Source organism: Faecalibacterium sp. PGM34 (assembly GCF_054456555.1).
In genome coordinates this window covers 2,579,440-2,602,352 of sequence record NZ_CM136898.1, presented here as the reverse complement: position 1 = coordinate 2,602,352, position 22,913 = coordinate 2,579,440, and the positions used below count along the sequence as shown (strand labels likewise).

Genomic DNA, 22,913 nt, shown 5'->3' with positions numbered 1-22,913 from the left:
AATAAACGAGAATATCGGATCACAATATCAGTGCCAGACGCAAAGACGCAGAGCAGAACTTGTAAAAACAAGCTGCTCTGCGTCTTTTTGACACTGGAAAGGAACTTCTATGAATTTTTTGAAATCTATTTTAGAGAGAAAAGAGCAATGGGTCGAATTTGACACGCTGTACTCCACCCAGAGGCTGGAACTGCTGCGGACCTTTATGGCGGAAAACAATATTCCCTACAAGGTGCGGGCGGCACTGCTTCCGGTTCCGCTGAATACACCAATGCCTACTGGAGCAATGACTCAGTCCTTGTGGTACATTGCAGTTCGTTCCGGGGATGTCCAACGGGTGCAGCACTATCTTCGTACAGAAAGGGATAACTAAGATGGAGCAGTTATCGGTACGTCTGCTGTTAACGGCCGGCATCCTGCTGCTGATCGCAGGGGTGATTTTTGCCATTCTCCAAGGATGGCTCTATACCGGCCTTCTCTGGGCGGGTGCGTTTGGATGCCTGATGGCAGCTCTGAACTTTCGGGGTTCCAAAAACGACGGCGGCTAAAGCACACGGCATCGTAGTGCACGGTCAATGCGGAAATGCGAGCTACACCCGATTTTCCATATCGAGTGATATAGATTTGGCTTTGGGGGAGGATTGTCTATTGTATGCAAAAAAATGAAGTTGTTGTTCGCATCACGAAGGATCACTGCCCACCGCAAGAGCAGACGATTTTTGAATGGTTCGATTTGATGCGAAATCCCACAGACGCTCTGAGCCGTCCCGATCTGGAAATCAACTTGGAACACCACCGTGTTTTCAAACACGGAACAGAGGTGTACATGAGTCGTTATGAATACGGTGTTTTGAGTTTGATGGCACAGCATCCGGGCAAACTGTTTACAAAGGAGCAGATCTTTGAAGCAGTCTGGCATAAGGACAGCGAAAGCTATTTGAGAGCCGTCACCAGCATGATCGGTCGAATCCGCCAGAAAATAGAGGATGACAAAGATCACCCCCGTTATATTAAAACGGTTTCCAACATTGGATATCAATTTGTCCCATCATCGGAATCGGTGCGATCGAATCGTAATCTGTAATAAAAGCCATACCGTGAGATCCTAACCAGCGATTTGTTGTATCCGCTGAAACATTCAGCAAAATCGACTATCAGATTTACAATTGTCTTTGGCAGTGGGCAAAGCGCAGGCATAAGAACAAAGGCAGACGGTGGATAGCAGCGAAATACTGGCATCGCATCGGAACCCGAAACTGGACTTTTGCCGCAGAGGAACGCACCAAGAAGAACGGTGAGCAATCCTACTTTGCTCTTGAATATGCAACGGACACCAAAATCATCCGCTTTAAGAAAATCGTCTCTAACGCAAATCCCTTCGATGAGCGATGGAACGGCTATTATGAAGAGCGCGATGGTGAGAAAATGTTGAACAGCACTAACGGACGCGAAAAACTCCTGAAAGTATGGAGAAATCAACACCGCTGTTGCCCAGTATGCAATGAGCCTATTACCTCGGAAACGAGTTTCAAGGTTCATAAGGTGTTCCGAAGCGGGAAGTCGCCATGGCTGGAAATGGTGCATCCCGAATGCCGTGCCGTATTGCACAAAAACGATTCTTGTTTTGTTGAGCCGGGTTCCCTGATGGGAGCTTTATGAAAGGCTTGAGCCGTATGAGGGGAAACTCTCACGTACGGTTCTTAGGGGAGGGGCTGGCAGTAATGCCATCCTCTTACCCGATCAAACTTTGGAAAATAAACAGCGATTTATCAGCCAAATCATGACTTCTAAATCTCCAGTGCGTTCCTGCGAGGATGTGGACGAGCAGGCGCTTTCCTATGCGGAAATCAAGGCATTGTGTGCCGGAAATCCGCTCATCAAGGAGAAGATGGACTTGGATGTACAGGTCGCCAAGCTGAAGGTACTGAAAGCCGACCACCAGAGCCAGAAATTCCGCTTGCAAGACAAGCTGCTGACCAAATTCCCGGCAGACATTCAGGAAACGAACGCCTATATTGCTGGGGTGAAAGCGGACGCCGAACTTGCCGCCACCCACCCGCAGGGCAAGGAGGAGTTTTGCGGCATGACCATCAAGGGCGTTGCCTACGACGAGAAAAAGACCGCCGGTGAACGTCTGGTCCTTGCCTGCTCCGAACTGCCCAACGCCGAAGAAAAAGTCATCGGCAGCTACCGAGGCTTTGAGTTGTCGCTGCGGTTCGACACCTACCGCAGCGAGTATCAGGCACTTTTGAAGGGGCAGCGGAAGTACACGGTGCCCTTGGGCACTGACCCTCTGGGCAACATCATTCGTCTGGATAATTCGCTGAACAGCTTCCCGGAGCGTATCACCGCCGCAGAGAACGAACTGGATACCCTGCATCAGCAGCAGGCGGCAGCGCAGATCGAGGTGGAAAAGCCCTTCCCACAGGAGGAAGAACTGGCAGAGAAGTCCGCTCGTCTTGTAGAACTGAACGCCCAGTTGGATGTGGATAAAAAACGCCACGACCCGGAACAGGACGAGGAAGAACAGGAGGATTCACCTCGCCGCCCTTCGGTGCTGGCGGCACTGGAAGAGAAAACGGACAAGCCGGAGTCGGTGAAGCCCTTCCGCAGTTATTACGACAAGGATGGTGATGCCCGGTGAGGGAAAAGCGGGACGAGATCATTATCCTGAGGACCACAAAAGCCGAGAAGAACCGCATTTATGAAAAGATGCTGGGCATGGGCATCCGCAGCCTGAGTGCCTATATCCGCAAGATGGCACTGGACGGCTACTGCCTGAACCTTGACCTGCCGCAACTGCGGCGCATAGCATATCTTTTGCAGATGTGCAGCAACAACTTGAACCAGTACGCCAAAGCCGCCAATGAAAACGGTCGGGTCTATGCCGCCGACATGGAGGACCTGCGGCAGCGGCTGGACGAGCTGATCGACATTGGTCGGCAGATCCTTTCCTGGCTGGCAGAACTCTAAGATTTTTCCCCGCAGTTGGAGGGCTGCGGGGGTACATAAGGGTTGACATCCTTGCAAAGTAATCGTTGACACCTTTATAATAGGGGTAAAAGAAAGGCAGGTGCTGGATATGAGGTTCGTTTTTAAGATGATCGTTTTCCCGTTTTGGCTGCTTACGGCTTTCCTTGCGCTGATGCTGAAATGGACGCTGAACCTGTCGGCGTTTGTGCTGGCTCTGCCCATGCTGTATATCTTCGGCTGCGGCCTTTATACGCTATACTGCCGGGAGTGGCTGCAGTTTTTGATCTTGCTGGTGGCAGAGTTTGGCTGCTTTGTGTTGATTTTCATGGGCACTTTGATTGCAGATGCAGCAGAGCGTTTTAGTGGCTGGGTTGCCGGATTGTGATATTTTTTATCTTGATGCCGCCGATGTGCGGCATTTTCTTTTTGTAGGGGGTGATGGCACTGGCAGCAACACGGCTGATTCCCATGCGAAAAAACAAAGGCAAGTCCATCGGGGCTTGTCTGCACAACCATACCAGCTATATCCAGAACCCGGACAAGACCGAGCAGGGCGAACTGGTCAGCAGCTATCAGTGCAGCCCTCTGACCGTAGACGAGGAATTTCTGTTGACGAAACGGCTGTATGAGCAGACCACCGGGCGCAGCCAGAAAAGCGATGTAATCGCTTATCAGGTGCGGCAGTCCTTCAAGCCGGGGGAGGTCACGCCGGAGGAAGCCAACCGCATCGGCTACGAGTTCGCCGAGCGTTTTTTGAAGGGCAAACACGCTTTTATCGTTGCTACCCACACCGACCGGGCGCACATCCACAACCACATTATTTATAATTCTACCGCCTTGGATGGAACTCGGAAATTCAAAAATTTCTGGCTTTCCACCTTTGCGGTGCAGCGGTTGAGCGACCTGATTTGTCTGGAACATCAGCTTTCTACCATCGAGTACAAACCCTACCGGGAGCGGCAAAAGCGCATTGTCTACCCGCCCAAGGAGAGCAATCGTGACCGCCTATGCGGAATCATTGACACCATCCTTGCAGAAAAGCCGGGAGATTACGAAACGTTTCTGCAAAAGCTGGAGCAGCAGGGCTATGAGGTGAAGCGTGGTAAGCACACGGCAGTGAAGGGTAAGGGGCAGAAACGATTTATCCGTTTCCGCACACTGGGCACCGGCTATGGCGAGGACGAGATCAAGGCGGTGCTGGAGGGAAAGGCGAAGCACCAGCCGCACCAGAATCAGCCGCTCAAAGAACAATCGTTCCAGCTTCTGGTGGATATTCCGCAGAAAATGGCGGCAGGTAAAAGTGCCGGCTACAAAAAGTGGGCAACGAAGTTCAACCTGAAAGAAATGTCCAAGACGCTGCTGTTTTTACAGGAGCAGAAAATCGGCAGTGCCGAGGAACTGCGACAACGTGCAGCGGCGGCAACCGAACGCTATCATACTATGGGCGATTCCATCAAGGCGGCGGAAGCAAGGCTGACGGAAATTGCCATGCTGAAAACCCACATCATCAACTATGCCAAGACCCGTGAGGTGTACGCCGCTTATCGGAAAGCTGGGTACAGTAAGGCATTTCTGGAAGCCCACCGGGAGGAAATCACCCTGCACAAGGCGGCGAAAGCTGCCTTTGACGAGGCCGGGCTGCAAAAACTGCCGAGGATCAAGGAACTGGATGCGGAGTTCGCAGAACTGCTGACCAAAAAGAAAGCCGCTTACCCGGACTACCGCAAGGCACGAAACGAGATGCAAGAACTGGTTCGGGCACAGAAAAACGTGGAACGATTTTTTGCAGAGGAAAAGGACACCATCGAAAAAACGCAGACCCGATAAACGAATACCGCCGAGGAGCTTTCCCAGTTGGGAGGTATCCTCGGCGGCATTTTTTAGTTTATGTAGCAGCGGTCCTGTTTTACAAGCCAATCTTCACACAGCCGCTGAGCTTCGGCCTTTGTGCAGCAGGTGCAGTTGAAAAGTTTGCCACGGATAGAGCAGTAAGTGTAGTGTACCTTCGGGACACCATTAGCATCTCGAAAATCAACGCAGCGTTCCTCACCGGGCAGTAGATGGATCGTATCCACGTTCAACAGCTCCTTTTCACTATGTTCGTGTGCAAACCGCACAACACGCAACGTCTGCTATTGTACCATGAACCATCAAATTCTTCTATTGACCCTTACGCCAAAAAGGAACCGGATTTTTCGTGGGATGTGCCGATTGACATCCTCAAAAGCATCCTGCAGGGAGGCGCAGCCTGCATTGGAAAATGCAGATCAAAGGGGTTTGGGGCACTTCCCCAGCAAGCATTTTGCAACGCAAAAAGTGTTTTTGTATAGACGAAAACATTGCTTGCTGGGTCACTTTTCGTCCGGGGAGGAGTCGGGGGCGCTGCCGCTGCCGGAATTCAGGATCGCCACGAACTGCTGCAGCTGCTTGAGGGAGCTGACACCCAGTTTGTCGTAGATGTTCTTGTTGTGGAAGCGCAGGGTGCTGTCCTTGATGTCCAGTTGCTGCGCGATCTCCCGGGTGCGCAGCCCGGCGGCGTAGCCGTCAAAGATGCGGCGTTCGGTCTTGGTCAGGGTGGGAATGCCCGCCACAAAGGTCTGGAAGGCATCGGGCACCGACTCGTTGCGGCACACGTCCGCCAGCCGGGACAGCTCAGTCTGCATCTGCTGGCGTTCCAGCTGCAGCTCCTCCATCCGCCGCCGAGATTCCCGCCGGTCCTCCTCGAACTGCCGGAACGCCGGCGAGAGGATGTGCCGGTGGAAGGACAGGCTGCAGAATACCACGAAAAAGGCGATGAACAGGCCGATCAGCAGCATCTGCAGATTGCCGGAAAAGACCAGTCTTTGGTAGTCTGCCATGGGGATGCACACCGCCAGCCGGTAGGACTGGCTCTCGCTCAGGCGGCACAGCTGGGAGATGCCCGCATAGGCGCTGTCGGGGCCGGTCAACTGGGTCAGCCCGCCGCCCATGCTGCGCAGCGCCAGCGTGCCCCGGGGGGCATGGTAGTAGCCGCCGGTGGTGCCGCTGCTGAGGGCGGCATCGGCGGCAAGGCCGTCCCCCGCCGGGGCCAGCAGGCAGCTCAGCCGGTCAAAGCCGGTGGGCTGGGCAAAGTTCTGCTTGAAGTAGCTCTCGCTGATCTCAAAGCCGCACAGCCCGTACATCGTGCCGTCCCGCCCCCGCAGGGGCAGCAAAAACAACTGCACCTCCTCTGAGGTGCCGGGCAGCTCGAACCGCTCGGTCAGCGTGTAAGACTGGTACAGCGGGGCGCTGCCGGGGGTCATCCAGCGGTCGTAGTCCGGGAACTGGTCGGTCTGGAACTCCATGCGCCACTTGCGGTGGGGCATCACGCTGTGGGTCTTGCCCACCTCCGCACTGCCCCGGTACAGCAGCAGGGGCACGGTGGGGGTGTCGGCCCCGCTTTTCTGCACATACAGCCCGGCGCGGGAATGCTCGGCTCCCTCCATGCGGGTGTTGACGGTGGCATCCAGCAGCACAAAAGCGCCGGAACAGCCGGTCTGGCGCAGGTAGCGGCACAGCGGCTCGATCATTTCCTCCTCCAGCGCGTTCAGCACCTCGGGAGAGTCGTTCAGCTGTGCAAAGGACATCTGCCGCAGGGCAAGCTCCTGGTCCACCTCTGCGCTCATATCCTCGGACAGGTTCACGCCCATGACCGCCAGCTGGTCAAAATAGCGCTCCATATCGTTCTGGAACACCGAAAACTGGATCTGCAGACTGCGGCTGATGTCCTTTTTGGTGTTGTGCAGGCTGGCAAACAGGAACAGCGCCGCGCCAAAGGTCAACACCAGCAGCACCACCAGCAGCAGGCAGGCCCACAGCAGCCGACTGCTCATGGGGCTTTGGCGGATCTTTTCACGGTGCCGGTCAATAAAGTGCATCAAAGTCCCTCCTTTCCGGCTGAGCGGCAGGCTCAGGCATTGTCACACAGCAGCTGCCATGTTTCCTCAGCAAGGGCTTCCAGCGTTTCGCCGTCCGCAAGGCGCTGGGGGTAGTCCTTCTGGCGCTGGCGCAGGCTGTCGTACAAGGCTTTGGCCTTGGCGTGGTACCCCACGATGCCCGGTTCGGACAGGGGGGTGTTCTGGATGCGCATTTCGTTGTAGACGTCGTACAGCCGCTGATAGCTCTGCTGCTCAAAGGGATAGTCCGCAATGGCATCAAAGGCGGCGCTGGACACCGGCATGTAGCCGGTATCGGCGGCAAATTCCAGATTGCGCTGCTGTTCGGTGAGCCAGCGCAGGAACACGGCGGCGGCTTCGGCTTTCTGGTCGGTGGTCTTGAAGGCGCACAGGCCCACACCGGCCTGCGGCATCAGGGGCGTGGCGGTGCCTGCGGCGTGGGGCAGGGGAGCCAGCAGCAGGTCGGTAGGCTCGGTGGTGTTGTCCGGGTAGGTGACGAAATCATTGTAGTAAAGGATGGCCGCAGAGCTGCCAAGGCCCGCCAGCGTTTCGCCGGTCATCACCTGCGTGTTGGAGTACAGGTCCGAGATCAGAATATCGCCCTGCACCAGCGCCCGGGCAAACTCCATCCACGAAGCGCGGAAGGTCTCGTTGGTCAGATCGTACCAGCTGCCCTTGTACAGCTTGCCGCTGCCCTGCTCCAGCGCGTTCAGCTCCACCAGACGCAGGGGGTAGTCCAGCGCGCAGAAGGGCTTGCCCTGCGACCACTGCCGGTAGGCACCCGCCATTTCAAAAAAGCCGTCCCATGTGGCAAGGGTGGAAAGCTGCGCCCCGGTGTCCGCCGCAAAGCGGGCGTACTGGGAGCCGTTCAAAAAGATGAGCTGGGTGGATTTGGACACCGGGAACACCACCTGCCGCCCGTCAATGATGCCGTCCTGCACAAAGCCGGGCACATAGGCCGCCATGTCCTCGGCGGTGAACCAGTCGTTCCAGTCCACAAGGTTCTCAATGCCCAGACCGCTGGCGTCCGAGGAATGGGCCGAGAACAGGTCCGGCAGGTCCAGCGCGCCGGGCTTGCCAGCCTTGGCGTCCTGCAGCTGGCCGCCGATGGCGGCACTGTTGGTCATGTTGGTCACGTTGAGCAGGATGCCCTTCTCTCTGCCCACCGTGTCGTTGAACTCGGTCAGCAGGCGGTTCATGGGCGAGTCGGACTGTTCGCCGTACACATGCCAGATGCTGAGCATGGTGGGGTCCTTGGGAGAAAGCAGGGTCTTGCTGCCGCCGCAGCCCGCAAGTGCCAGACCGGGGACGAGCGCCGCAAACTTTAAAAATGTCCTTCGTTCCATTTTTCATGATTCCTTTCCGCACATTGCAGCCAGAGGGGGAAAACCGGCACAGGCAGGGCTGCAGCTGCCTGTTTTGGTGGGAAACTCCCCCAAAATCCCCCCAATTTGGGGCTTTTTGGGGGGATTTTTTGAGGGGGAAGCCCCAAACCCCCAAAAATTTTTTTGGAATTGCCCCCCAAAAACGGCTTTTCTGAGGGGGCAATTTTTTCCCGGGTATGGTACAGTACAACCAGAAAAAGTCCTGCGCCAGTGCAGAAAGCCTGTCGCTGTGCACAAAACGTGTCAACAGGCATCTGCGGATTCTATTCATAAGGATAGCATAAGATGGAGCGGACTGCAAGTGCAGAGAATACCAAAACCAGAGCCCCTTAAAAAGCAGAGGGGACCAACAGAAAGGAGCACCCCCATGAAAGAGATGAACCGACGCGAATTCCTCACCCTCTCCGGCGCAGCCGTTGTGGCGCTCTCGCTGGCAGGCTGCGGCGGCTCTTCCGCACCTCCCGCAGCACCCACCGGCAAGGAAGCCGAGCTGCTGGCAGCTATCAACAGGGTCTGGAAGAAAAAGTACGAAGAAAAGGCGGTTGTCAATGAGCAGCTGACCCTCAATCAGGATGCGGTGGACGCCATAAGGCCTGCCGGGCGTATTTTTGAAAAGTTCAACGAGACACCGCATAAGATGACAACCGAGGACCAAGGAAGCATTATGACGGAAAGCGCTGGGCTTGCGAAGAAACTGGAAAAGTATGGCGGCGAGGACAGTCTTGCAGGTGTTGCCGGCATCTCCGAACCGGATCTCAAGGATATGGTGACTCTGGAGTATAAGTATTCTTGCGAGGATCCTGCCGTTCGGGCTTTTGTAGAGAAACTTCTGACCAGCGATCCTAAGCATAGCCCCAAGGCAGAGTTCATCAGCATCTACTGCCCGGTGGTTAAGAATGAGACCTACATGACCGCTGTTGTGTTCTGGAACAAAACGGCATAAGATAACAAGACATCAAAACATCCCCCTGTTTGCCCCGGGTACGGAAGCCTCACGACGTGCCCGGGGCTTTATAGAAAGGAGCACCCCCATGAAAGAGATGAACCGACGCGAATTTCTCACCCTTACCGGCGCATCGGCCGCCCTGCTGGCCCTGGCCGCCTGCGGCGGCGGCTCTCCGCCCCCGCCGCCCCCGCTACACCCAAGGACGCTAAAGTGCTGGAAGCACTCAACCTCTACCGTGGAGAGCTGTCCCCGCTTACGCTGGATAGCGGCCTGAACAAAGCAGCAGAAGAAGTGGCGAAGATGATTCTGTTGAACAAACCACTTGATGACATGAATTCCTATGCTGAATTTGACAAGGCAATAGCTGGATACAAAAAAGCGGAAGCGTATCAGCCGATTGGCCTGTCTATGAACGTGGAAACAAATAAGGCTGCCCCGAGATACGTATGCCAGGACGATGCAAAGCTGATGGGAGAACAGTTGATGGCCCAAACGGGCGATATTGCTCTGAAACAGCTGAAATCGCCTAAGCTCACGCTGGTGGGCATCCATGTGTTCGAGTACGGCAGTGCAACCTACTGGGTCGCAGTCGTTGCCGAGGGAGGGAAGACCGCCTGAGCACAGCGGCCCCGCTGATACGGACACCCCCTTTTTGCCCCGGGTACGGAAGCCTCACGACGTGCCCGGGGCGTTTTTCTCAAAACGAAAGGAGCACCCCCATGAAAGAGATGAACCGACGGACTTTCCTGAAGCTCTCCGGCGCATCGGCGGTGATGCTGGCGTTGGCAGCCTGTGACGATAGCTGCGCCTCCGGCTCCACAAGTTCCGGCTCTGCCACAGAAACGCCTCCCTCGCCGCCGATCCCTGTGATCCGGGACGGGCAGAAGATCCTGACCATCTTCAACGCAGAGCTGGCCCGGCGAAAGGTGGAGAACATCAAGTTCGAGTACAGTAAGGGTCTGGAACACGCCATTCAGGCAGATGTGCAGATGTTTGTGGATAACGGCAGCCCGGAGTTCCCGTCGGACGAAGGGCTCAGGCTGCGGATGGAGGGCGACTATTCCGCAAAGATGTGGGAAGGTCTGAACGAAGCCGGTTACAGTGCCGGCTCCACGGCTATCTTCGGTATGCTCAATCAGTACCGGGTAGGCGTGGATTTTGACCACGAAGGAAAGCATCTTTACAGCATGGATCGCCTTTACCCCGCCACAGAGGCCCAGTTCCAACAGTTGGTGGATGAACTGATCAAGGACTACGGCGGTGTGCCGGGGCTTCATGAGGACGACCCGGTGGTGAATAAGGTAGGCATCACTGTGGTGGATATCAACGACAAGACCTATTGGGCCGCCTACATCATCGACAAGTGGCAAGGCATCGGAGACGGCTGAGCCATACCATAGAAAAGGAGCCTACTATGAGATACCAACGCTTTGCGGCCCTTGTGCTGGCTGCGGCCCTGCTGCTGGCGGGGTGCGGCGGCACCCAGAGCAGCCCCAGCGCCGCTGCCGACCAAAGCTCCGACAGCAGCCGAAGCACCCCCGGCGCGGTGGCGCAGGCCGCCCAGACAGACCGCATCACCGACCAGTACACGCTGGAAAAGAACGTTTCGGGCGTGTGGGGGGAGGAAGCGGTGCAGTGCATTTCCGTCCATGTGCCGCAGCTGGAATGCGACAGCCCGGATGCCGCCTACATCAACGATGAGCTGAACGCCATCTATGCGGCGGATTTCCGGGAGTTCGAGAACAGCGAGGAGGCCGGGCAGCCGGGCGGCGAGTACCCGCAGATCGGTGTGGGCTGGGATGACTGGTGGTACGGCGACTGCGTCAGTCTGGTGGTACGCAGCCGCTACGGCGGCACCGCCCCGTGGCGTTACAGCGGCTGGTGCTTCGATTTTGCCACCGGCAGGCAGCTCACCGTGGCCGAGATGCTGCAGCGCATGGGGCTGGACCCGGACACCGTGCAGCAGCAGGTGCAGCGGCAGGCCATGCAGGCCTTTGACCGGGAGATGGCGCAGGGCGCGTATTACGAGGGCCTGCGTCTCGGCGGAGAGCTTTCGCAAATGCGAATGGATACGCTGGAATACAATGAGCTGGAAAACCTGTGCCTGCTTTTGCCGGAGCAGGATCAACTGGTGCTCCGGGGTAAGTACAGCTGCGAAGAAGGCTGGCAGCAGCTGGATATGGAGCTCTCGCTGCCCCCCGCTGACACCCCGGTGCTGACCGACACCTACGATGGTGTGCAGGTGCAGCTGGAGGGAACGCAGGCCACCATCACCCTGAGCCCCGCGCCAAAGACCGACCAATGGGGAGACATTGGCATCCGGGTGGAACAGGAGCACAGCTACCCCATCCTTGGCGCTTATAACGAGTATGTGGACGTGTGCATCGGGGAGCAGGAGGACGGATTCTTCCACCCGGTGGTCTATCTGCTGACCAAAGACGGCGTGGTGGAGTATGTGGACGTGCTGCGCTGCCTCATGTTCGGCAATGCCATGATCTGTCAGGATCCCATCTACTTTGCCAACAACGGTGTGGCGCTGGAACTCTGCGGCAGCGAGGTGAACCTGCGCCGGGCGGATGGCTCTGTGCTGGAACTGGCTCCCCTGTCGGCAGAGTGGAGCGCGCAGGAGATCCCCTATTCCGTCATCGGCTCCTACAACTACACCTCTGAAACCGGCTGGAACTGGATGAACCTGACCAGCGACGGCAGCGTTCAGCTGGGCGTGCAGGACAACAGCCGCATTGATCGGGGCGATGCCGCGTATCTGGGCGTTGTGCCCGAGGGCGTGGTGCTGGGCATCTCTGCCGATGAGGAGCTCGAATTTGTGGCGGCGTTCAAGAACGACCAGTACAACGAGAACCTGACCCTGACCATGATCGCCGGGCAAAACCCCTTTGCCGAGGGCGAGACCCAGCTGCAGATGACCCGCAGCTACGGCTGAGATCACAGGAGAACGACCATGAAATACAAACGCCTTGCCGCTGCGGTGCTGGCGGCGGCTCTCTGGCTGAACGGCTGCGGCGGCGCGGCGGCTCCCGCTGCCCCCGCAGGCTCCGGCGCAGCTTCCCAAAGCGCCGCAGATACGGCGGTGCAGACGGCACAAAAAGACCGCATTACCGAGCAGTTCACGCTGGAAAAGACCGTCCGGGACGAGTACGGCATCACCCAGAAGCTGACCATCCATGTGCCGCAGCTTGTGTGCGACAGCCCGGATGCTGAATATATCAATGATGAACTTGCCGCCATGTATGCGGCGGAATATCGGGATTATGAAAGCTACCCGCAGGCTGAGGTGTCGCAGGACGAATGGTGCCCGCAGATCTACATCGACTGGGACGCCTACTGGTACGGCGACTGCGTAAGCCTTGTGGTGCGCAGCTACTACGGCGGTACCGACCCCATCTATTCTCAGGGCTGGTGTTTCGATTTTGCCGCTGGGCACAAGCTTTCGGTCACTGAGCTGCTCATGCGCATGGGACTGGACCCGGACGAGACGCAGCTTGCGGTGTACCGCGCTGCCATACAGACTTTTGACCGCAACATGGTGCAGCAGGAATATTACGACTCCCTGCGGGAAAACGGCATGCTCTCCGGGATGCGCGCAGACACCCTGCGGGACAACGGGCTGGAAAACCTGACCGTTCTGCTGAAAAACGAAAATACCGTCACCCTTGTTGCCGGATACCACACTACCGCCGGTAGCGGCTGGCGGCCGCTGGAGGTGGAGCTTCCGCTGACCCCCGCCGCCCCTGCCAAAACGCCGGTGCTTACCGATACCTACGGAAGCGTTTCGGTGCTGCTGGATGGCGACACCCGCACCGTTACCATCAAACGCACCCCCGAGACCATCGCATGGGCAGAGGATTATGATATCCGTCTGGACGGCGATGTCACCCTGCCCATCCGCAACGCCTATAATAATTATGTAGATGTGTGCATCGGTGAGCTGGGCGCGTCCTTCCACCCCGTAGTCTACCTGCTTACCGAGGACGGTTTTGTGGAGTACGTGGATGTGCTGCGCTGCCTGCTGTATGGGCAGATCCTGCTCTGTGCCGACCCCATCTATATTGCCAACAACGGCACTGCGCTGGCGCTGCGGGACGCCGAGGTCAGCCTGCTGTGTGCAGACGGTACAGAAACAGAGCTTGCCCCTCTGACCGCCGAGTGGAACAGCCCGCAGCAGGTAGATTCCACCGGCAGCTTCAGCCTTGGGGAAGGGGAGGACTGGTGCTGGCTGGACCTGGATTCAGGCGGCAGCTGCCAGCTGGCTACCCACAACAACCGCTATTTCTATCAGGGTGCTGTCACCTATCTGGGCGCTACCCCGGACGGCACCGCGCTGGGCTTCTCTCTTATCCGCGACACCGAAAACGACCCGGAATGGGTTGCGTTCAGCGCTGCATTGAAGCTTGATTATAGCATTGATTGCCTGATCCTTACCCCCCTGAGCGGGCAGAACCCCTTGACGAACGAAACGGTCCCGCTGGTGCTGACCCACAGCTACGGCTGATAAACAAGCAGGAGGTGCAAGATGAAACACATCCCCTTGCGGTGTATACCGGCCGCTTTGCTGGCCGCAGCGCTGCTGGCGGGCTGCGGAGCAGAGACTGCCACCCCGGCAAGCGCCGCCGCCCCGGCCTCTGTCTCCGCCGCTGCTTCCACCCCGGAAGACCGCCCGGCGCAAAAAAAGCCCGGGGCAGACGGGCGGCGCACCGAACAGACTGTGGCAGAACCTCCAGCCCTGCCGGAAGACTGGGAGCAGCAGGTGCTGGCCGAGTGGATGGCAGTCACGGCGGTGACGCAGGGTGAAAGCTATGTCCCCGCCGACCGCAACGAAAGCTTTACCCTGCGGCTGGAAAAGGCCGAGATCACCGGCACGGTGACCGTCTCCTTCATCCGGGAAACATACGTCAGCCCGCAGATCCAGTCCGCTGCCGAGACCCGCACCGGAGAGCTGAATGCCGGCGCTGTGACCGGCTGGGACGGGGAAAAAAGTCAGGGCTGGAACCTGAAATGTCTCAACGAGGACAGCAGAAGTCGCTGAACCATCTCCATGATGGAGGACGGCTCGCTGCGGATGCAGTCCACCGGCCCCAAAAAGGGCAGTGAGGTCTGGTACGTTTTTCAGCGCACCGAGGCGTGGGACGATATCGGCTACACCGCCATCCCCCGCAAGCTGTGGGGCACTTACCGCGCCGGAGACGAGTCCGCAAAGGGCATCCGCTGGATGACCTTCCTGCCGGACGGCAGCTGCTGCATGAGCGTGGAATGGGGCGGGTGGAACGGTATTCTGACCGGCACCGCAGAGGGAACACAGGGCCGCACCGAGGACGGCACCGAGCTGTATTTTACATTGACCGATCAGAACGGCAAGCCGTGCGAGTTCTGGGCCATTCTGCTGAACGATGACGGCAGCCCCAGCGGCTGCAGCCTGAAATACCGCGCCGGAGAAGTGCTGTTTGACCGGGACACGCGTCCCATTTACTGAAAAAACGACTCTCCGGATCTAACCCTTGTACCGTGACCAAAACCGGAAACCGTGCGATAACAGAAAGTTATCGTTTGCACAAATAAAACATACGGGAGGAAATTACTATGGGTCTTATCAAAGCAGGTATGGGCGCACTGGGCGGAACCCTTGCAGACCAGTGGAAGGAATTTTTCTACTGCGATTCTCTGGACAAGGATGTGCTGATGGTCAAGGGCCAGAAGCGCACCTCCCGCCGCAGCTCCAACAACGGCGAGGACAACATCATCACCAACGGCAGCGGCATCGCCGTGGCAGACGGACAGTGCATGCTCATCGTGGAGCAGGGCCGCGTGGTGGAGGTGTGTGCCGAACCGGGCGAATTCACCTTTGACGCATCCACCGAGCCCAGCGTGTTCACCGGCAACTTCGGCGATAGTCTGGCTGCTACCTTCCAGACCGTAGCCAAGCGCTTTACCTACGGCGGCGACACCGGCAAGGATCAGCGCGTGTACTACATCAACACCAAGGAGCTGGGCGAGATCTTGTACGGCACCGCCACCCCCATTCCGTTCCGTGTGGTAGTCAGCGAGGAGCGGGGCTACAAGCTCTCGGTGAACCTGCGGTGCAACGGCAGCTTCACCTGCCGCATCTGCGACCCGCTGCTGTTCTACACCAACGTGTGCAGCAACGTCTCCACCCAGTATGACGCATCTGAGATCGCACCCCGGCTGAAGAGTGAACTGATGAACGCCCTGCAGCCTGCGCTGGCTACTCTTTCTGCCAACAAGGTGCAGTATTACGAGATCCCTGCCCACACGCTGGAGATCTCGGACGCCCTCAACGAGCAGCTGTCCAATGTCTGGCGCAAAAAGCGCGGTATTGAAGTGTTCTCCTTCAACATCAACTCCCTGTCCATCCCGGAGGAGCAGCAGAAGAAGATCACCGAATGGGAAGAAAACGCCATGACCACCGACCCCACCACCGCCGCAGCTCGTCTGGTGGGCGGCCAGATCGACGCCATGAAGACCGCCGCCGGCAACACCGCCGGTGCCATGACCGGCTTTATGGGCATGGGCATGGCAGCCGGTGCAGGCGGCATGGGCGGCATGAGCGCCCAGAACCTGTTCGCTATGGGCCAGCAGGCTCGTCCGGACAGCGTGGACGCTCCCCAGCAGGTGAGCCGCCCCGCCGCTCCGGCTGCCCCGGCAGACAGCTGGAAGTGCAGCTGCGGTGCCACCGTGACGGGCAAATTCTGCCCGGAATGCGGCAGCAAGAAGCCAGAGCCGAAGCCCGCTGCGGACAGCTGGACCTGCAGCTGCGGTGCTACCGTCACCGGCAAGTTCTGCCCGGAGTGCGGCGACCCCTTTGACGACAGTGACCGGACCTGACAATACAGAGCAATGAAAGGAGCATACCATGATGGGATTCTTTTCCAACCTGTTCGCAAAACAGAACTGCGCCGTCTGCGGCAAGGAGTGCGGCACCCTGCACCGCTCCAAGCTGCGGGACGGACAATTCCTCTGCGATGACTGCGGCAACAAGTGCTCCAAATATATCCGGCTCAGCGAGCTGACGCTGGACGAGGCCAAGGAGCACATGGCGTACATGGCCCGGATGAAGCGGGTGTTCGACGAGGTGTTCAACAAGACCGAGTTCCGGGTCAACGCATACCCCTCCACCCCGACGCAAATGGGGCTGGTGTTCTGCGATGAGCTGGGAATGCTGTACATCGACGACCGCACCGGCAGCCGGGGCAAGATGCCGGAGCTGATCCGCTACGACCAGATCGCCAGCTATGAGGAGTATCTGGACGAGACCCCCGCCAAGGAGCCGGGCCAGGAACCCACCCTCAACGGCGGCGGCCTGAAGCTGAAGCTGGTGCAGCCCCGCAGCATCACCGAGGCCCAGACCCAGCGGGGCATGCATCCCCACCCCTACATCAAGCAGGAGCTGGTCATCTGCTTCAGCAAGCGGGACCGGCGGGAGATCGGCTATGCCCACATCGCACGGCAGCATCTGGACCACATCTTCGGGGTCCACGATAATGAGACCAGCCTGTTCGGCCGCCGGATGTCCAAGGCCGAGGAACGGGAGCTGAAGGGCCAGATGGGCATGATCGGTGCCATGGGTGCCGTGGCATCTGCCGCCATGAAGGGCGGGCAGCTCTCTGAGCAGGAAAAGGCCCGCTTTGTGGAGAACATCAATCTGGCAAACGATGCCCAGACCGGCGGCATGGCAGTGTACAGCCGCCGTGCTGACGAAGCTTTTGCAAAGGTGCAGTGACTGAAAAAGGAGGAACGGATATGAAAAAGATCCAGCGCAGAGATTTCCTCAAGGCCATGGGCCTTGCCACCGCCGCCCTCGGCCTGACCGCCTGCGGCGGCTCCGGTGCTGCCAGCGCTTCCAGCGTTTCCAGTGCACCGGCTTCCAGCAACAGTGCCCCGTCCGCTTCGGCACAGCCGGAATCAGCAGAGGACAAAGCCGCCCCCGCAGGCCCCCTGTGACCCAGTTCCAGACCGGGGAGCTGACCATCGGCGACTATACCTTCAAGGCGCAGTACATCCCCTTTGACGTCCGCCGCGAGGTAGGCGGTGCCTATCATGTGATCCACGCGGATACCTACCGGGGCAATTACTTCTTCAGCTTCTACAACGAGGACGATGAAGAGCAGTCTGCTAAAATCTTCGAGTATGCCATCAAGGACGACCGGATGACCCCGGTGGCAGAGTACAACATTGACGGAAGCAACGCCCTCAGCATCGACCGCAATGGCATCCTGTACGCCATGGATCCCTTTGATGTCTACTGCTACGATCTGAACAGCAGCGACCCGGAAGAGCCCGGCGACGCGCTGGACTACATGGGCAGCTGCTATTCCTCCAAGGACCGGGACCTGACCGTGATCTACTGGACCGACTCCGCACCGGTGCTGGTGCAGGACGGCGAGTACACCGAGCTGACGCTGGAGGGCGACAACGAGATCGGCCCCTTCTGCAGCATGCCCTCCCTGAACCTCAGCGGAGACGAGCTGCTGACGGTGGGCGAGCCGGACTCCAGCGGAGACTACTACTTTGCCGCCTTTGATCTGGACGGCAATGAGCTTGCCCGCAGCACGCAGCCGGTGGGCAGCTTTGACGCCGTGATGATGAAGCGCCCCAACGGCTATCTGCTGGACACGGGCTATGTATGGGAGCTGTACGGGCCGGACGGTACCTTCTTGGAAAAGTCCCTTCCCGTGGGTGAGCGCGAGACCCTGTGCCAGCTGTGCGGCGACTTCTGCACCTTTGATGTTTTCCTGCCGCTGGAAGAAAACGCTTTCCTGGCAGTGGGCCACCACGGCAAAGCCACCGAGCCGGACGAACCGGTGGTGTTCCGCATCACTACGGATTTCTGAGCCGACCGCTTCGGCGGGAAGACCAACGCAAAAACAGCGGGGCCGGGGAAGAGCCCCCGGCCCCTTTGGAACAACAGGAGGAAACGCTATGGCAGGAATGCTGGAATACAAGTGCCCCTGCTGCGATGGCGCCATCCAGTTTGACAGCGCCACCCAGAAGATGAAATGCCCCTACTGCGACACCGAGTTCGATGTGGATACCCTCAAGGGCTATGATGAGGAACTGAAGGACGAAAAGCCCAGCGAGATGGAGTGGGCGACCCCCGGCGGCAGCTGGGCAGAAGGAGAGACCGCCGGTCTGCATACTTACAGCTGCAAGAGCTGCGGCGGTGAGATCGTGGGCGATGACACCATGGCGGCGTCCGCCTGCCCCTTCTGCGGCAACCCCATCGTCCTCACCGGACAGTTTGCCGGGACGCTGCGGCCCGACCTCATCATCCCCTTCAAGCTGGACAAAAAGGCCGCCAAGGCAAAGCTGCAGGAGCACCTCAAGGGCAAGACCCTGCTGCCCCGGGTGTTCCGCAGCCAGAACCACATCGACGAGATCAAGGGCGTGTATGTACCTTTCTGGCTCTTCGACAGCGACGCCGACGCTCAGCTGCGGTTCACCGCCACCCGGACCCGCTGCTGGTCGGACAGCAAATACGACTATACCGAGACCAACTACTACTCCGTCCGGCGGGACGGCACCTTGGGTTTTGATGCCGTGCCGGTGGACGGCTCGTCCAAGATCGAGGACGACCTGATGGAGTCCATCGAGCCCTTTGCCATGCAGGACGCCATCCCCTTCCAGACGGCCTATCTGGCGGGCTATGTGGCGGATAAATACGATGTGAGCGCCGAGGACAGCATCGAGCGGGCCAACAAGCGCATCCGCCGCTCCACTGAGGAGACATTCCAGCAGACCGTTACCGGCTACGATTCGGTCAAGGTGGATAACAGCAGCATCCAGCTGCACGGCGGCAAGGCAAAGTACGCTCTGTTCCCGGTCTGGCTGCTGAGCACCAGCTGGCGGGGCGAGAACTACCTGTTTGCCATGAACGGCCAGAGCGGCAAATTTGTGGGCGACCTGCCCGTAGATAAGGGTGCTGCCCGCAAGTGGATGCTGGGCCTTACGGCTGCCCTTTCCGCCGCGTCCTACGGCGTGATGTGGCTGCTGTGGCTGGCACGGATCCTGTAAAGGAGGGACGAACGATGAAAAAGACTTCCAACCGACTGCACTCCCTCTTTGCGGCGCTGGCAGCACTGATTCTTGCGGCGGCGCTGGCTGTTCCGGTCTTTGCGGTGGAGGGCGGCTTTGCCGACCTGTACTACCGCATGAACGACAGCGCAGGGGTCCTGACCGAGGACGAGGACAACGAGCTGGAGGACGCACTGGAAGAGTTGAGCCTGCGCCAGAGCTTTGATGTGGTCATTGCCACCATCGAGTCGCTGGAAAGCGTGGACTACGACAACATGGAGGCCTATGCTGATGACCTCTATGATTACTGTCAGTTCGGCTACGGCTCCGATATGGACGGCGTGCTTCTGCTGGTGAGCGTGGGCGACCGCAAATGGCACATCTCCACCTGCGGCTACGGCATCACCGCCTTTACGGATGCCGGCATCCAGTACCTTGGCGAGCAGATGACCCCCTTCATGGCCGATGGAGATTACGCCGGTGCCTTCCGCACCTTTGTCCAATGGTCGGATACCTACATTGACGCTGCCCGGGCGGGCCACCCCTACGATGTGAATAACCTGCCCCGGGAGCCGCTGTCTCTCATGTACCTGTTCCTTGCGCTGGGCATCGGCCTTGTGCTGGCATGGGTCGTCGTCAGCGTAATGAAAAGCCAGCTGCGCAGCGTGGCGTTCCAGGAGAACGCCGCCAGCTATGTGCGGGAGGGCAGCATGAACCTGACCAACAGCCGGGAGCTGTTCCTGTACCGGGATGTGCAGCGCACCGAGCATGTGGAGGCAAAGGACTCCGACAGCTCCGGCGGCAGCTCCACCCACACCTCTTCCAGCGGCACCACCCACGGCGGTGGAGGCGGCTCGTTCTGAAAGGAGCATGTTTATGAACCCTTATCTTTCGGAAAAAGCCCGCGGCGAGATCCCCCGTTTCCTCAAATGGCTGCGGAACGCGGGGCTTGCCTTCTGCGTGTTCTGCTCTGTCGGCGGGCTGTATACCCTCTGCCTGGACCTGCAGGTCAAGGACACCTCCCACGTGGGAGGCTATGTGCTCTGGATCGTGGTGGGGGCCGTGCCCCTGGCGCGGTTTGCCCGCGGGGAGGCCCGCCGCTACCACGCAAGAACCATCGCCCGCAGGGTGGAGAGCTACTCCGGGCCGGAGGTGCCTCTGCGGTGGCTGTGCAACAGCGTTGGCATGGACACCAAAGACCTTGCATGGTATTTTGAAAACGGTTATTTTGTAAACCTCAGTCTGGATCTGAACCAGAAGATCGTTCGCAGGCGGACTGTGCCCCGCCATGACCCGAACCGGAGCTGAACCCTCACAGCTGAAACAGAAAGGAGTATTTTCATGGGACTTTTTGATAAGATGAAGCAGGCCGCCGCAAATGTTTCCGGCAACCAGACCGTCACCTTTACCTTTCAGGCTCTGCCGGAAAGCCTTGCCCAGATGCAGGCACTGCCGGAGGCCAGTCTGGACACCCCCTTTAAGAGCGCAGCTCTCACCGTCTGCGCACTGTGCGCCTACGGTGCCGATAAAAACATCGGGCTGGAGATGCTCAACTGGCTGCGGGGCCCCGCCCGCTGAACGGGCAGGAGATCTCCTTCCTGAACGACCGCTTTCGGGACGGCAAGAGCTATATCCCGTTCTCCTACTTTGTGGGTGCGTCGCCGGAAAACGGCTATACCCCCCGCCAGCCCTTCACCTTGCTGGTGGGCAGCAACCACACCTCCAACACCGAGGAGGGCTACTGCAAGCTGTTCATCCCCTGCGGCGGCGCCGACAGCCCCCGCCCCATCAAGCTGCGCCGCAAGGGCGACGGGCAGTGGTTCTTGTGGGAGCAGTACCTGATGACCGGCATCCGCGTCCCCACGTCTGCCGACCCGTGGGCATAAAACAAAGGGGCTGACATGAAAGCCATGAAAACTTTTGCAGCACTGCTTGCACTGGCTTTCAGTCTGGCAGGGTGCGGTGCGGTGGACGGCGACCCCGTCCGCCCCGCCCCCGGCAGCGCCGGGCAGGGCAGCAGCACAGCGGCTTCCAGTGCCGATTCCGCTGAGCCGGAGCAGCTTGCCGCAATGCGGCAGCTGGCCGGGGAAAACGGAGACCTTGCCGGGGTGCTCTATCTGGGCAGCGTTCCGGAGCGCACCACCGATGTGCACGCCGTGCTGGACAGCTTACCGGAACAGCCGTGGCAGTTTGTTGCGGACATCCCGGCAGACCGCTGGGTCGCAGCGCCGGGCGGCGGGCGGGAGCTGTACTGCCTCTTCGCCGTCAGCAGCCGGGACACCCTGTTCCTCTACGAAAAGCAGGACCCCCAGTACCCGCACCAGACAGGCAAAGAGCTGTATTGCGGGCGGGATGGTCAACCCGTGCTGCTGCTGTGCAACGGCAGCCCGGACACCCCCGACATCACGGCGGTGGTCTACTGCACCACCGGCCGCGCGCTGGACTGGTCGCCCCAGCTTTCCGCCTCCACCGGCAGCCCTGTGCCGGTGGAGGGCGTAGACGATTTTTCCAATCACCCAACGCCCGGCGCTGCCTCCTGAGGCGCGCCCCGGCAGGGCATGAGAAAGGAGAGCCCATGAAAAACCTGAAACTTCTGGCCGCCCTGCTGGCGCTGGCCATCGGTCTGGCGGGCTGCGGCAATGGCAGCAGCACCCCCAGCTCCAAGCCCGAAAACAGGCTGGACGGAGACAACATGATCGCCTCCAACACCCAAAAGCAGGAATATGAGGAGCCGGAGGACGTGACCTACATGCGCCTTCTGGCAGGGGAGGACGAATACCGCGCCTGTGTGCTGTATCTGGGCGGCTCTTACGAGATCACCACCGATGTGCAGAAGGTGCTGGACAGCCAGACCGACCTGCGGGAGCTGTGGGGCTTCGTCTACGACATCCCGCAGGATCACTGGGTCGTGGCACCGGATGGCGGGTGCGACCTGTACTGCATCTTCCCGCAGGACCCGGATTCTACCCTCTTCGTCTACGAGGCGACCCTGACAGACGATGCCGAAAACCCGCTCCAGCGCGGCAAACAGCTCTATTACAGTGAGGACGGCCAGCCCATCCTGCTGCTGTGCAACATCAGCGATATCGCCCCCAACACCGAGGTGGAACTGTACCCCAGCACCGGCGAAGAGCTGGTATTCAGCCCCTTCCTTTCCGGCGAGAACGGCCATGTGGTGGAAGCCGAGGGCGTGTGCGATTTTACCATCTACCCGGAAGGGGACGACTGGATCTCCGTTGCCGATCCGTGGTCGCTGGAGGGCAACTGGCTGGAGTTCGCCCGCGACACCGACGAGGGCTATTTTGAGACCGCCCCGGCGGACGCCGACGCCATGTGCTTTTTGCCCACCGACGGCGAGACCGAGGGCGACCAGCTGCCCCTGACTGCCAGCTACATCACCCCCTACCCGGAGCTGAACGTGGAGGAAGCGGACCTGTTCTACCACGAAGGCACCCCGGAGGTGCCCTTCCAGACGAATCAGGAGTGGTACGCCACCTTTACCGGGGAGGACGGCTCCCGCTACGCCGTCACGCTGGAGGACGAGAACACCCTTGCCCTGAAGTTCTATCTGGAGGGCGAAGAAAGCTACATGAGCCTTGTCAGCACCGTCTATTTTGCGCGGCAGGAGGCCATGGGGTGACCGCCGCCGAC

The 22,913-nt window shown here is 59.0% G+C and carries 27 protein-coding genes and 2 pseudogenes; 26 read left to right on the top strand and 3 right to left on the bottom strand.

Annotated features, from left to right (window positions below):
* Positions 1-109 precede the first annotated feature (109 nt).
* From ACXPUX_RS12635 to ACXPUX_RS12600, 8 genes and pseudogenes are all read left to right on the top strand, one after another.
* Positions 110-373, top strand: coding sequence for a hypothetical protein (locus tag ACXPUX_RS12635; RefSeq protein ID WP_458828606.1), 264 nt, complete (start codon positions 110-112; stop codon positions 371-373).
* A 1-nt stretch (position 374) separates the two neighbouring features.
* Positions 375-548, top strand: coding sequence for a hypothetical protein (locus ACXPUX_RS12630; protein WP_458828605.1), 174 nt, complete (start codon positions 375-377; stop codon positions 546-548).
* 104 nt (positions 549-652) lie between these two features.
* A complete protein-coding gene (locus ACXPUX_RS12625) occupies positions 653-1,084 on the top strand; it encodes a winged helix-turn-helix domain-containing protein (protein ID WP_458828604.1) in 432 nt (143 codons plus the stop codon).
* Between the two features lie 41 nt (positions 1,085-1,125).
* A pseudogene (locus tag ACXPUX_RS12620) lies at positions 1,126-1,659 on the top strand (group II intron maturase-specific domain-containing protein); the annotation flags it as partial.
* Between the two features lie 121 nt (positions 1,660-1,780).
* Positions 1,781-2,644: a hypothetical protein gene (locus ACXPUX_RS12615; RefSeq protein ID WP_458828603.1), complete on the top strand. Its 864-nt coding sequence runs from the start codon at positions 1,781-1,783 to the stop codon at positions 2,642-2,644.
* Positions 2,641-2,973, top strand: a complete 333-nt coding sequence (locus ACXPUX_RS12610; protein ID WP_458828602.1) for a plasmid mobilization protein — start codon at positions 2,641-2,643, stop codon at positions 2,971-2,973. The genes ACXPUX_RS12615 and ACXPUX_RS12610 overlap by 4 nt, the downstream gene beginning before the upstream one ends.
* 109 nt (positions 2,974-3,082) lie before the next feature.
* Complete coding sequence (locus ACXPUX_RS12605) at positions 3,083-3,358, top strand: hypothetical protein (RefSeq protein ID WP_458828601.1); 276 nt, start codon at positions 3,083-3,085, stop codon at positions 3,356-3,358.
* Positions 3,359-3,441: 83 nt separating this feature from the next.
* A complete protein-coding gene (locus ACXPUX_RS12600) occupies positions 3,442-4,800 on the top strand; it encodes a relaxase/mobilization nuclease domain-containing protein (protein ID WP_458828600.1) in 1,359 nt (452 codons plus the stop codon).
* 53 nt (positions 4,801-4,853) lie between these two features.
* Here the strand turns inward: ACXPUX_RS12600 and ACXPUX_RS12595 are convergent, their stop codons facing one another.
* From ACXPUX_RS12595 to ACXPUX_RS12585, 3 genes are all read right to left on the bottom strand, one after another.
* Positions 4,854-5,048 (bottom strand): DUF3873 family protein, encoded by a 195-nt coding sequence (locus tag ACXPUX_RS12595; protein ID WP_421794316.1) that lies wholly within the window; start codon positions 5,046-5,048, stop codon positions 4,854-4,856.
* 276 nt (positions 5,049-5,324) lie between these two features.
* Positions 5,325-6,869 carry a helix-turn-helix transcriptional regulator gene (locus tag ACXPUX_RS12590; protein WP_458828599.1) on the bottom strand — a complete coding sequence of 515 codons (1,545 nt, stop codon included), beginning with the start codon at positions 6,867-6,869 and terminating at the stop codon, positions 5,325-5,327.
* 32 nt (positions 6,870-6,901) lie between these two features.
* Positions 6,902-8,233 carry an ABC transporter substrate-binding protein gene (locus ACXPUX_RS12585; RefSeq protein WP_458828598.1) on the bottom strand — a complete coding sequence of 444 codons (1,332 nt, stop codon included), beginning with the start codon at positions 8,231-8,233 and terminating at the stop codon, positions 6,902-6,904.
* A 406-nt stretch (positions 8,234-8,639) separates the two neighbouring features.
* Here ACXPUX_RS12585 and ACXPUX_RS12580 point away from each other — a divergent pair, with 406 nt between their 5' ends.
* The 18 genes and pseudogenes from ACXPUX_RS12580 to ACXPUX_RS12495 all read left to right on the top strand — a co-directional run bounded on the left by ACXPUX_RS12580 (position 8,640) and on the right by ACXPUX_RS12495 (position 22,902).
* Complete coding sequence (locus ACXPUX_RS12580) at positions 8,640-9,215, top strand: twin-arginine translocation signal domain-containing protein (protein ID WP_458828597.1); 576 nt, start codon at positions 8,640-8,642, stop codon at positions 9,213-9,215.
* Positions 9,216-9,303: 88 nt separating this feature from the next.
* Positions 9,304-9,492 carry a twin-arginine translocation signal domain-containing protein gene (locus tag ACXPUX_RS12575; protein WP_458828596.1) on the top strand — a complete coding sequence of 63 codons (189 nt, stop codon included), beginning with the start codon at positions 9,304-9,306 and terminating at the stop codon, positions 9,490-9,492.
* Entirely contained in the window at positions 9,429-9,836 is a 408-nt protein-coding gene (locus ACXPUX_RS12570; RefSeq protein ID WP_458828595.1) for a spore germination YkwD domain-containing protein, read from the top strand. Before ACXPUX_RS12575 ends, ACXPUX_RS12570 begins: the two co-directional genes overlap by 64 nt.
* 101 nt (positions 9,837-9,937) lie before the next feature.
* Positions 9,938-10,606 carry a twin-arginine translocation signal domain-containing protein gene (locus tag ACXPUX_RS12565; RefSeq protein ID WP_458828594.1) on the top strand — a complete coding sequence of 223 codons (669 nt, stop codon included), beginning with the start codon at positions 9,938-9,940 and terminating at the stop codon, positions 10,604-10,606.
* Positions 10,607-10,632: 26 nt separating this feature from the next.
* Positions 10,633-12,159, top strand: coding sequence for an acid-shock protein (locus tag ACXPUX_RS12560; RefSeq protein ID WP_458828593.1), 1,527 nt, complete (start codon positions 10,633-10,635; stop codon positions 12,157-12,159).
* Positions 12,160-12,177: 18 nt separating this feature from the next.
* Positions 12,178-13,728 (top strand): acid-shock protein, encoded by a 1,551-nt coding sequence (locus tag ACXPUX_RS12555; RefSeq protein ID WP_458828592.1) that lies wholly within the window; start codon positions 12,178-12,180, stop codon positions 13,726-13,728.
* A 21-nt stretch (positions 13,729-13,749) separates the two neighbouring features.
* On the top strand, positions 13,750-14,262 hold the full coding sequence (locus ACXPUX_RS12550; protein ID WP_458828591.1) for a hypothetical protein: 513 nt from the start codon (positions 13,750-13,752) through the stop codon (positions 14,260-14,262).
* Between the two features lie 9 nt (positions 14,263-14,271).
* Positions 14,272-14,706 (top strand): hypothetical protein, encoded by a 435-nt coding sequence (locus tag ACXPUX_RS12545; protein WP_458828590.1) that lies wholly within the window; start codon positions 14,272-14,274, stop codon positions 14,704-14,706.
* Between the two features lie 107 nt (positions 14,707-14,813).
* Entirely contained in the window at positions 14,814-16,076 is a 1,263-nt protein-coding gene (locus tag ACXPUX_RS12540) for an SPFH domain-containing protein (protein ID WP_458828589.1), read from the top strand.
* Positions 16,077-16,104: 28 nt separating this feature from the next.
* Complete coding sequence (locus ACXPUX_RS12535) at positions 16,105-16,971, top strand: DUF4428 domain-containing protein (protein WP_458828588.1); 867 nt, start codon at positions 16,105-16,107, stop codon at positions 16,969-16,971.
* Between the two features lie 20 nt (positions 16,972-16,991).
* Positions 16,992-17,192, top strand: a complete 201-nt coding sequence (locus tag ACXPUX_RS12530; protein WP_458828587.1) for a twin-arginine translocation signal domain-containing protein — start codon at positions 16,992-16,994, stop codon at positions 17,190-17,192.
* Positions 17,189-18,082, top strand: a complete 894-nt coding sequence (locus ACXPUX_RS12525; RefSeq protein ID WP_458828586.1) for a twin-arginine translocation signal domain-containing protein — start codon at positions 17,189-17,191, stop codon at positions 18,080-18,082. The genes ACXPUX_RS12530 and ACXPUX_RS12525 overlap by 4 nt, the downstream gene beginning before the upstream one ends.
* Positions 18,083-18,170: 88 nt before the next feature.
* Positions 18,171-19,262: a TFIIB-type zinc ribbon-containing protein gene (locus tag ACXPUX_RS12520; protein ID WP_458828585.1), complete on the top strand. Its 1,092-nt coding sequence runs from the start codon at positions 18,171-18,173 to the stop codon at positions 19,260-19,262.
* Between the two features lie 14 nt (positions 19,263-19,276).
* On the top strand, positions 19,277-20,125 hold the full coding sequence (locus ACXPUX_RS12515) for a TPM domain-containing protein (protein ID WP_458828584.1): 849 nt from the start codon (positions 19,277-19,279) through the stop codon (positions 20,123-20,125).
* 13 nt (positions 20,126-20,138) lie between these two features.
* Positions 20,139-20,570: a hypothetical protein gene (locus tag ACXPUX_RS12510; protein WP_458828583.1), complete on the top strand. Its 432-nt coding sequence runs from the start codon at positions 20,139-20,141 to the stop codon at positions 20,568-20,570.
* Positions 20,571-20,603: 33 nt separating this feature from the next.
* Positions 20,604-21,148 (top strand): annotated as a pseudogene (locus ACXPUX_RS12505) (DUF6935 domain-containing protein).
* 24 nt (positions 21,149-21,172) lie between these two features.
* A complete protein-coding gene (locus ACXPUX_RS12500; RefSeq protein ID WP_458828582.1) occupies positions 21,173-21,802 on the top strand; it encodes a gamma-glutamyltranspeptidase in 630 nt (209 codons plus the stop codon).
* Between the two features lie 35 nt (positions 21,803-21,837).
* Positions 21,838-22,902: a hypothetical protein gene (locus tag ACXPUX_RS12495; protein WP_458828581.1), complete on the top strand. Its 1,065-nt coding sequence runs from the start codon at positions 21,838-21,840 to the stop codon at positions 22,900-22,902.
* Positions 22,903-22,913: the final 11 nt, after the last annotated feature.